The 7,775-nt window shown below is 64.9% G+C and carries 12 protein-coding genes; 3 read left to right on the top strand and 9 right to left on the bottom strand.

The window, feature by feature from the left end; genetic code table 11:
* Positions 1-225, top strand: a 225-nt coding sequence (locus ABZ815_RS39870; protein ID WP_357706440.1) for a transposase family protein, incomplete at its 5' end; no start/stop codon positions are given.
* A 438-nt stretch (positions 226-663) separates the two neighbouring features.
* On the opposite strand, the gene ABZ815_RS39865 is transcribed toward ABZ815_RS39870, so the two are convergent.
* From ABZ815_RS39865 to ABZ815_RS39855, 3 genes are all read right to left on the bottom strand, one after another.
* Positions 664-1,290, bottom strand: a complete 627-nt coding sequence (locus tag ABZ815_RS39865; protein WP_357706438.1) for a hypothetical protein — start codon at positions 1,288-1,290, stop codon at positions 664-666.
* Positions 1,291-1,630: 340 nt separating this feature from the next.
* Entirely contained in the window at positions 1,631-2,026 is a 396-nt protein-coding gene (locus ABZ815_RS39860; RefSeq protein WP_357706436.1) for a hypothetical protein, read from the bottom strand.
* A 261-nt stretch (positions 2,027-2,287) separates the two neighbouring features.
* Positions 2,288-2,740, bottom strand: coding sequence for a hypothetical protein (locus ABZ815_RS39855; protein ID WP_357706434.1), 453 nt, complete (start codon positions 2,738-2,740; stop codon positions 2,288-2,290).
* 444 nt (positions 2,741-3,184) lie between these two features.
* On the opposite strand from ABZ815_RS39855, the gene ABZ815_RS39850 reads away from it, so the two are divergent.
* Positions 3,185-3,376, top strand: a complete 192-nt coding sequence (locus ABZ815_RS39850) for a hypothetical protein (protein ID WP_357706432.1) — start codon at positions 3,185-3,187, stop codon at positions 3,374-3,376.
* Positions 3,377-3,495: 119 nt separating this feature from the next.
* Here the strand turns inward: ABZ815_RS39850 and ABZ815_RS39845 are convergent, their stop codons facing one another.
* The gene (locus ABZ815_RS39845) at positions 3,496-4,077 is read right to left on the bottom strand and encodes a DUF4240 domain-containing protein (protein ID WP_357706430.1); all 582 of its coding nucleotides are present in this window, start codon (positions 4,075-4,077) and stop codon (positions 3,496-3,498) included.
* Between the two features lie 127 nt (positions 4,078-4,204).
* Here ABZ815_RS39845 and ABZ815_RS39840 point away from each other — a divergent pair, with 127 nt between their 5' ends.
* Positions 4,205-4,780: a hypothetical protein gene (locus ABZ815_RS39840; RefSeq protein ID WP_357706427.1), complete on the top strand. Its 576-nt coding sequence runs from the start codon at positions 4,205-4,207 to the stop codon at positions 4,778-4,780.
* A gap of 128 nt (positions 4,781-4,908) precedes the next feature.
* On the opposite strand, the gene ABZ815_RS39835 is transcribed toward ABZ815_RS39840, so the two are convergent.
* The 5 genes from ABZ815_RS39835 to ABZ815_RS39815 all read right to left on the bottom strand — a co-directional run bounded on the left by ABZ815_RS39835 (position 4,909) and on the right by ABZ815_RS39815 (position 7,747).
* Positions 4,909-5,286, bottom strand: coding sequence for a hypothetical protein (locus tag ABZ815_RS39835; RefSeq protein WP_357706425.1), 378 nt, complete (start codon positions 5,284-5,286; stop codon positions 4,909-4,911).
* Positions 5,287-5,468: 182 nt separating this feature from the next.
* A complete protein-coding gene (locus ABZ815_RS39830) occupies positions 5,469-6,050 on the bottom strand; it encodes a hypothetical protein (RefSeq protein WP_357706423.1) in 582 nt (193 codons plus the stop codon).
* Positions 6,047-6,598 (bottom strand): sigma-70 family RNA polymerase sigma factor, encoded by a 552-nt coding sequence (locus tag ABZ815_RS39825; RefSeq protein WP_357706421.1) that lies wholly within the window; start codon positions 6,596-6,598, stop codon positions 6,047-6,049. The genes ABZ815_RS39830 and ABZ815_RS39825 overlap by 4 nt, the downstream gene beginning before the upstream one ends.
* A gap of 155 nt (positions 6,599-6,753) precedes the next feature.
* Complete coding sequence (locus ABZ815_RS39820) at positions 6,754-7,218, bottom strand: GNAT family N-acetyltransferase (protein ID WP_357706419.1); 465 nt, start codon at positions 7,216-7,218, stop codon at positions 6,754-6,756.
* 67 nt (positions 7,219-7,285) lie between these two features.
* Complete coding sequence (locus tag ABZ815_RS39815; RefSeq protein WP_357706417.1) at positions 7,286-7,747, bottom strand: NUDIX domain-containing protein; 462 nt, start codon at positions 7,745-7,747, stop codon at positions 7,286-7,288.
* Positions 7,748-7,775: the final 28 nt, after the last annotated feature.

The raw sequence follows: 7,775 nt of genomic DNA, 5'->3' as shown, positions 1-7,775 counted from the left end.
GGTGCCGGTGGTCCGGTCATCACGCCCTACAAGGGCAGAGATAAGCCCGCCTCTCAGAAGCGGGCCAACCGATCACACGCCCGCCTTCGCGGTCCAGGCGAACGCGCCAACGCCCAGCTCAAGACCTGGCGCATCCTGCGGAAGCTCCGCTGCTGCCCACTCAAAGCCGGGCACCTCTGCAAGGCCATCGCTCTTCTGCAGAACTACGAAGTCGCCCGAGGATGAAAAGAGGTCACTGACGTCCGCGCCGTCGAGACGCTGCTGCAATGCCTGGATGACTTTCTGGCATTAAGCGAGGAGCACGACGGACTGCGCAGGATCTACGCCGCTCACCAGGCATGGCTCGACGCTCGCGAGCTCGACCACTGCCTCGCATCCGGAGCAGCGGCGTGCCCGACCGTGGACTGGCCGAGGCCACCGACCGAATGACGGGCCCTGGTTTCGGGGACAAGGAGAGGTCACGACCTTGATCGCGTGCCGGATCCGTGCCAGAACAGACAGGGAGCCGCGGTCACTCACGGCTGCTCGACCCGCTCTGGCCTGCACCCCCGTTTTCTCAGCACAGCACAGCACGATCAGTAGATGGTTCCCAAGCTGACAGTGCGAATTCGATTCCCGTCACCCGCTCCAAGCACGAAAACGCTGTCCGGCATGCCGGATCGCCTACTCCTCGAACCAGGCCACCAGGCGGACAGCATCGTCTCCGTGAACGTGCGCGAGCGTACGCATGACTGTCCATACTCCGTGCCAGAGGCTGTCAGGCGGTACGGCACAGCGGCGCGTGGCACGCTCGACGCGGAAGACGGTATCTCTGTCCTTCCACTCGGTGCCTTCATCCCACAGCACAGCAATTTGATAAGGGTCGACCGTCAACGTATCCACGCCACTTACCCGAGCAAACCTCCGGCTCCATACCGAGCGGTGCACGAGTTCCAGGCTCTGATCGGGAAGCTGCCGATACTGGGCGACGTTGGTCGGATGCAGTGCGGGTTCATTCCAGTCGATCGCGGTGATCTCATCCCAGTTCAACCACGTGACGCCGAAGGCAGCGTCCCCCCATTCCGCCAAACCTGCTTTGGCGGTCTCCGACGCATCCTGGGGGAGCCCGCGATCGGCCGCTACCGGTCGCCAGTGACCTGAGCTGCGAACCCCGAAGAGGCAATCGAAGGCTTCGTAGTCTCTGCCAACCAACATCTTCAGCGAGATGGCAGCGCACCAAGCGGTCTCGCCGACATCGAGTCCGGGAGTCCATGTGCGGCACTCGATGAATCCATGGATGTCGGTTCCCATACCGAGATCCTCTTGTCCGTGCAGACGTGCTGTCCAACCCCGTAAGTGGGTGAGGTAGATGCCCGAGCAGAGCGGCAGAGTGCGTACGGGCCGCCAGGCCGTACCCGCTGGCGTGCCCGTTCGGACGGCGATCAACTGGGAGCCGCGGGAACTCGCGGTCACTCGACCGGCATCGACCCGGTCCGAGTTCCCTGGTCAGATGCTGTGATCATGAAAGATTCCCAAGCTGACAGCGCAGGTTCGATTCCTGTGACCCGCTCCAACGACGAAAGCCAGGTCAGGGCTTGATGCCGGACCTGGCTCGGATCGCTTCGGGGGCTTTGTTCGATCCTCCGTGCCGTCACGTGCCCGATCCGTCTGGATCTTGCTCGTCCGGTCTGGGGTTTTCCGGCTTCAGGGCTTCCTCGGCGCGCTTGCCGAGAGCGTCTGCGAGGGCCCCGTCGCGCTCCATCGCGGTGTGCTGGTAGATCAGCGGCCCTCGTGGAGGAGTGCCCGAGCAGCTGATCGTGATCGGCCAAACGCCTCCATCGGTGATGCACGGCAGCAAAGGCGTTCTGCACGATGTCCTCGGCCGTCTCCTGGTCTCCCACCAGAAGAAGGCGAATCGCACGAGGCCCAGACGGTGTGCCTTGAACAGCTCGGTGACGGTTACATCCGCGGAAGGCTCCACTGCGGGAAGCTCCGGCAGAGGGTCCTCCACGCCGCCGGCGGGGATCTCCGGCTCCCAGATGATCACAGGGTTCGCTGTATGGGCCGTGGGTGGCGGAGGGGGAAGCCTGATCACCTCCGCCGCCATCGCCCCGGACGAGCCGAGCAGACCAGGGCCACGGGGACAAGGTCGTTTCTCCTGTCGGGGCTGCACGTTTGTCTCCGTGACCCCAGGTTCCCGCCGTCGTCCCAACGCGGGTGAACGATCGCGCTGTGGCTTGTCGCCGTACGGGGTTGAGGGCGATCGAAGGGCTGGGCTGCTTGCCGTCGGCGAGTGGGCCGGAGCGTCTCATGACCGCTCGGCGATCAGCAGAGCCCACCTGGCTCCCGGCGGCGCCTTCACCACCAGTTGGCGGGGCATCGCTTCCTGCCTGGGGAAACCGCCGACCTTCACCACATTGAATCCGGTCGAGCACTTGCGGGGGAATGATGAAGAATCGATCGAGAGCTCCAGCTGCCCGACAGCTCCGACGCAGTCTACGGCCACCTGGTAGTTGTTTCCCACCTTTACTGACGTCCGCCATTCGCCATCCTCCTCGCCGACGTGGTGCAGAATTATCCGTTGCTTCACCACCTCGGTCAGATCGGTTAAGGATGACCTCGGGCTCGCTAATCGTGACCCGGCGGGTTTGGCCGGCATCCTCGTATCAGCGACACTGTGCATCGAGCAGCCTGTCGCAAGCGTCGCGGCCAAGACTGTTGCCGCGAATCTGTGTATCTGTTCTTTTCGCATTGTGCCCACCAGGTGATCGTATGAGCTCCGTCCCCAGCTCGCGTGCGCCGCAAGCGGAGGTGTATACCGCCGTACGAAAGCAGCCCGCGATCGCCATTTATGGGCTGGCCTTCGTCGTCGGCTGGAGGTGATCGACGATCCAAATTGCCGCCTGCCCGTCCTTCCGGGCGCATCCCCGAACCCAGCCACCTGGCGGCCGAGCCAGTTACGGGCACCGGCCAAGCCCCTACCGGACGCTCCAGTGTTCGATGTCGTGGAGACCAAGTGGATCGATCCCACTGGATGCCTCGGCGACCTCGTGGCCGCCATCAGAGGGGTCCCCTACTCCAACGACCTGGTCGAGACCATCACCTTGTACCCTCCGCCCAAGGGGCGCCAAAGACCGAGGACGAATGGCTGGCGCTGCCGGAGGGCTCTCTCTACCGCGACGGACCCGAGATTCAGGAACTGTCGATGAGCGCACGGGACACACTCGCCGAGGTCGATGACGCCCGGCTCCCCGAAGTGGCCCAGAAATGGCTGAATGAACATCCCTTCGGCCTCGACGATGAGCACGCGCTCGACCTGGTCAGAGAGCTCGTCGCGCTGGCGCGGAGAGCCAAGGAGAGCGACCGACTGCTCTACTGCTGGTGGATCCCCGGCTAGTCGACATCCCGAACAGTGGATCTGGAAACGCACGGCAGGCCCAGTTCGACGCCCCGACAAGCCGAGATCCCTGCAATTCCCGGGGTGGCAGCAGGATCGAGCGCTCTTATGGATGAGCATCAGGGCTCCGATGCACCCAACGAAAAGATGCGGCTCAGACGAGGCAACCTCCGAACCGCCTCCGTCGGATTTCGGGAACTCCACGAAAGCCCCGTGGGATGGGGATCGCTCTGGTCCCTGTGGCCCCGCCTTGCCATGGCGTCGTAGACGCCCTCCTGTTCGCCGGTGGCCTCTTCGTAGGCTCCGGCGGCCACGTAGCTCAACGCCTCCCACTCCGGCCACTCACCGGTCCACTCCCGCATGGAGCGCCCTGCCAGTCGTCGGACCTCGGGCACGTCGGCGAGATTGTCGGGATCGGTTACAACGAGGTCGAAGGTGTCGCGGCCGAGCCCGATCAGCCATGCCTGGAAGTACCAGAAGCCATCGGTGGAGCAGTCGCCTCCGAAGATCAGGTTGGCCGCTTCCCACATGTCGTAGGTGTCGGATCGTCGTCGTATCTGGTTGAGAAGGATCTGGAAGTCGACGATCCGGGACAGCGGACTCCGCGCAAGGTGGACGCCGAGCCACCGCAGGCGCTCATCAGGATCACTGGTCACTTCCCGGGACCGCTGAAGGAAAAGCCAGAACTCGTCGACGTCCATGACGCCGCATGGTGCCAGGCTCGGCTGACAACACGGTGTGGAGAAGTCGTGCACATGATGTGTGGGTGTGTCGGTAGATCTGGTCGCGTCTCGCCGGCAGCCACAAACTGCATCCATGCTTCCCGTGATGAAGGAGCCCCTCTGGGTCAAGTGGACAGTCATCATGGCCGTACTTGGATGGCTTGCGCTGACCGTCGCGTCCTACCTGTCGTTGCCGATGTTCCAGACGATCTGGTGGTTCAGCAAGCTGGTGACCACAGCGGCCTGGTTGTGGGCCGCTCTATGGTCCTTCACTGCGGTGATGGCCAGCCTGTCGCTCAAGGCGCATGCCCGGTCCTTCGTCATGCTGACGATCACGGTGTTCCTGGGAGCGGTCATCTTCAGGGCCGACTGGCAGACCCTCTACATCGACAGTCAGTTCTGGCTGCACGGGGACGAGTTCGCCGCTCTTGTGGCGGAGAACGAGAACGGCCGACCACTCACGGTGCCATGGTGGATGGAGTACCTGTCGTTGGATGGCCAGGTGCGGCAGCAAGGAGAAGTCCTTTACCTGCCGGTGTTCGAGGACTGGCGCGCGGAGAGCGGCCGCGGGATCGCCCATCTACCGGGCCCACCGACCCCGAAGACCATCATCCAGACCGCCGCCGGTGACATGGGCTTCCCCGTACGAGATCTGGGCGACGGCTGGTGGTGGGTGGAGTAGGTCAGACGCGGCAGCACGCCGCGAAGCGGTGCTTGCGGCTGCGACTTCTACGTACCGGCCTGCGTCCTCGTCGGCCTTGCCCGGGGTTTGGCGATGGCCCGTCACGGTCCATCGCGACGCCTGGCCGATCAATGCTCGAAATCACTTCGCAGGTAGCCGTGGAAGAGCGAGAAGGAACTGTATTTTGATCGTTCTTCCTGGTCGAGGAAGAGGTATCCGGCGCGCACGTGGCCGGAGAAGCGGTCGTTTCCAAGGAGGAAGGTCACGCCGTCCGGATCGTCGTCGTTCGTGCGCTCGATGTCCACCACGAGCCCGTCCGGCATCATCGCGGGCAGGTTGATCTGGCGCACATCCTGGAACAGCAGCTCGATGTGCGGCGTATTCGGCTCGAACTCCGTCCGTAGAACGAGCCCGCTGTGCGTGGGCACGTAGCTCCAGATCCGGAAACGGCGGTTCGGGAAGCGCAGGGGGAAGGAGAGCCGGCCCGGATAGCGTTCGTGACTCACAACGGAAGCGCACCACGACCGGGAAAGCCGAAGCAAGAGTCACCGCGTGATCGTCGCGATTCCAGGCTGACGGCGCGGGTTCGGTTCCTGTCACTCGCTTCGAGAACGAGAAGCCAGGTCAAGGGGTGGTCCTCGACCTGGCTTCGATCGTTTCCACTGGCTCCCGTGGACGCCGACTCAGGTCAGCTCTTGTTGCCGCTCTTCCAACTCGGGTCATCGATCGCGACGCACGGTCCGACCTGGCCCTTGATCATCGATCCCGTCAGTCGCCACAACGTGTTCTGCTTACGCGTCTCGTTGGTTTCCTTGTCGTTGCCGGCGAACTCCAGCACCAGCGTCTGGTCCTTGCCGATGTTCCGGGGATCGATGTCGAGGCCGCCGTCGCGCATGCGGGCGGCCGCGTCGGCGCCCGGCCCCAGGGCCGTCACCGCGCCCACCGTCTTCCCTCTGCCGGTCTTGCACTCCTTGCCGGGCGGGAGGTAGGTGATGTCGGCCGTGACGCCTGCCGCGCCCAGGTCCTGCTCCAGCTGGTCGGCGTCCTTGAACTCCTTGATCTCCACTCGCACTGTGCCGTCGGCGTTCGTGCTCACGGCGTACGCGGAGGTCTCCGTCCCCGTCAGCATGGGGACGGCGAACGCGGCCGCCGCGGCGAGGAGGCCCACCACGCCTCCTGCGTACAGTCGTCGGGTGACGCGGCGGTGTCGCTCGGTGCGGTCCGCGATCTCGGCCTTCAGTTCCATCAGCAGGTGCTCCTCGAATGTCATCCTGATGCTCCACTCATGACGAAGGGCAGGTTCCGCAATGTCCGGCGAGCGCGGTGCAGGCGTACCTTGGCGGCGCTCTGCCGAATACCGAGGGCGAGCGCTGCCTCCGTGACCGTGAGCTGGTCGATCACGACCAGCTCCAGTACCGCGCGCTCCCCCTGCGGCAACTCGGCCATGGCCTCGAACACCTGCCTGGCGTTCCGCTCCGCGTCTATGCGCTCCTCAAGCCTGGTGACGTCGTCGGTGGCCAGCGTGCGCCGCCCGCTCACCCGATCCGTCAGCTGGTACTGCTTGTACGCCCTCCGCCGCTCGGCGGAGATCGTCTTGCGTGCCACGCCGTAAAGCCAGGCGATCTCGGAGCCCAGCTCGCCTCGGTAGGTGTGGGCCGAGTCGAGCACTGCCACGAACACCTCGGCCACCAGGTCGGCGACAGTGTGCGGGTCGTCTACGCGGCGGGCGAGGAATCGGGTGACCGCATCGACATTCCGCCGGTAGAAGGCCTCGAAGGCCACAGGATCTGTGGCGATCTTCGCCTGTTTACGACGCACCGGTCATGCTCCCTTCATCGATTCGCCCCTGCTTGGTGAGAACCGACAAAAGGGTTACATCCGCAGGTCAGACGTCCTCATGACCCACCGGCCTTCTCGTGGACAGCCTGAGTGCCACGAGACGACCCTTCACGAGGAGCCTGCCCTCCGGATACTCAGTGAAGGTCCAGCACGCCGACCTTCTCGCCGCCGCTCTCCTCGCCGGTGAGCTGGAATCCGAGCTTCCGGTAGAAGTCTTCGGGGCCGCCTTCTCCCGGCTCCCACGTGACGAACATCTGGCCGCCACCGCGACGCCTGACCTCTGCGGCCACGGCTCTGACGGCGAATCGTCCGACGCCCTGTCCCTGCGCCTCGGCGGACACGTTGAGGCGCCACAGGCCTGACCGGAAGTCGACCCCCTTGCCATTCCAGTCGATGTCGATGAAGGCCATGAGGAACCCGACGGGACGATCACCGTCCAGGATGAGGCGAGGCCAGGCCACCTGTGGCTGCACGTAGGCCTCTGCGAGGGAGTTCGCCACCGGCGAGACGAAACGCTCCTGGTCGGGCCGGACCTTCACAGCGATGGCCAGCTCAACGTTCGCCGGGGTGATCGGCGCCAGCCGTAGCGACTCGTTCATGGGAGAACCATAGGGGCGAGACCGTCATATCGGACGTCCCGGACACCGAGGGGCTCGGCGCGCGGGGTCAGCCGTGCAGCAGCTCCGTGAGCGGCCCGCGCACGTCGGCGGGGTACAGGTTCAGCTGCTCGAACTCGGCGGCGCTCGCCCATCTGAGCTCGAAGGTGTTGTCCGGCCCGTGTTCCAGCGCCTCTTCGCCGGAGAGCGAGGGAACGCCGTTGACGTCCCGCATGAGGAAGTAGAAGGCGGGCCGGTCGGCGTGGAGGCCGGTGAGGAGCAGCCGGTCGATCTCTCCGGTGAGGGTCGTCTCCTCGTGGAGTTCACGCACGGCCGCGCTCTCCGGCGACTCGCCGTCCTCCACGTGGCCCCCTGGAAGAAGCGCGTAGTGGTGCCCTGGACACTGCGCCTCCCGACGGCCGCGGGCCTCGCAGATGCCGCAGGTGACGCCTGGTTCGCGCCGGAAGAACCGCTTGATGACCAGGACTCGTGTGCCGTCGACGACCACGGCGACCGCTCTGGGGATCGGCATGAGACGGATCATACGATTCGGGCCAGCG

It is taken from the genome of Nonomuraea sp. NPDC047529 (assembly GCF_040642995.1).
GTDB lineage: Bacteria > Actinomycetota > Actinomycetes > Streptosporangiales > Streptosporangiaceae > Nonomuraea.
This window is presented reverse-complemented; position numbering and strand designations above follow the sequence as displayed.

What these genes read in the sequence shown, in the direction of transcription:
- ABZ815_RS39830 (WP_357706423.1), bottom strand. Translation starts at nt 6,050, where the DNA reads ATGACATTCGAGGAGCACCTGCTGATGGAACTGAAGGCCGAGATCGCG.
- ABZ815_RS39820 (WP_357706419.1), bottom strand. Translation starts at nt 7,218, where the DNA reads ATGAACGAGTCGCTACGGCTGGCGCCGATCACCCCGGCGAACGTTGAG.
- ABZ815_RS39845 (WP_357706430.1), bottom strand. Translation starts at nt 4,077, where the DNA reads ATGGACGTCGACGAGTTCTGGCTTTTCCTTCAGCGGTCCCGGGAAGTG.
- ABZ815_RS39850 (WP_357706432.1), top strand. Translation starts at nt 3,185, where the DNA reads ATGAGCGCACGGGACACACTCGCCGAGGTCGATGACGCCCGGCTCCCC.
- ABZ815_RS39815 (WP_357706417.1), bottom strand. Translation starts at nt 7,747, where the DNA reads ATGCCGATCCCCAGAGCGGTCGCCGTGGTCGTCGACGGCACACGAGTC.
- ABZ815_RS39840 (WP_357706427.1), top strand. Translation starts at nt 4,205, where the DNA reads ATGAAGGAGCCCCTCTGGGTCAAGTGGACAGTCATCATGGCCGTACTT.
- ABZ815_RS39865 (WP_357706438.1), bottom strand. Translation starts at nt 1,290, where the DNA reads ATGGGAACCGACATCCATGGATTCATCGAGTGCCGCACATGGACTCCC.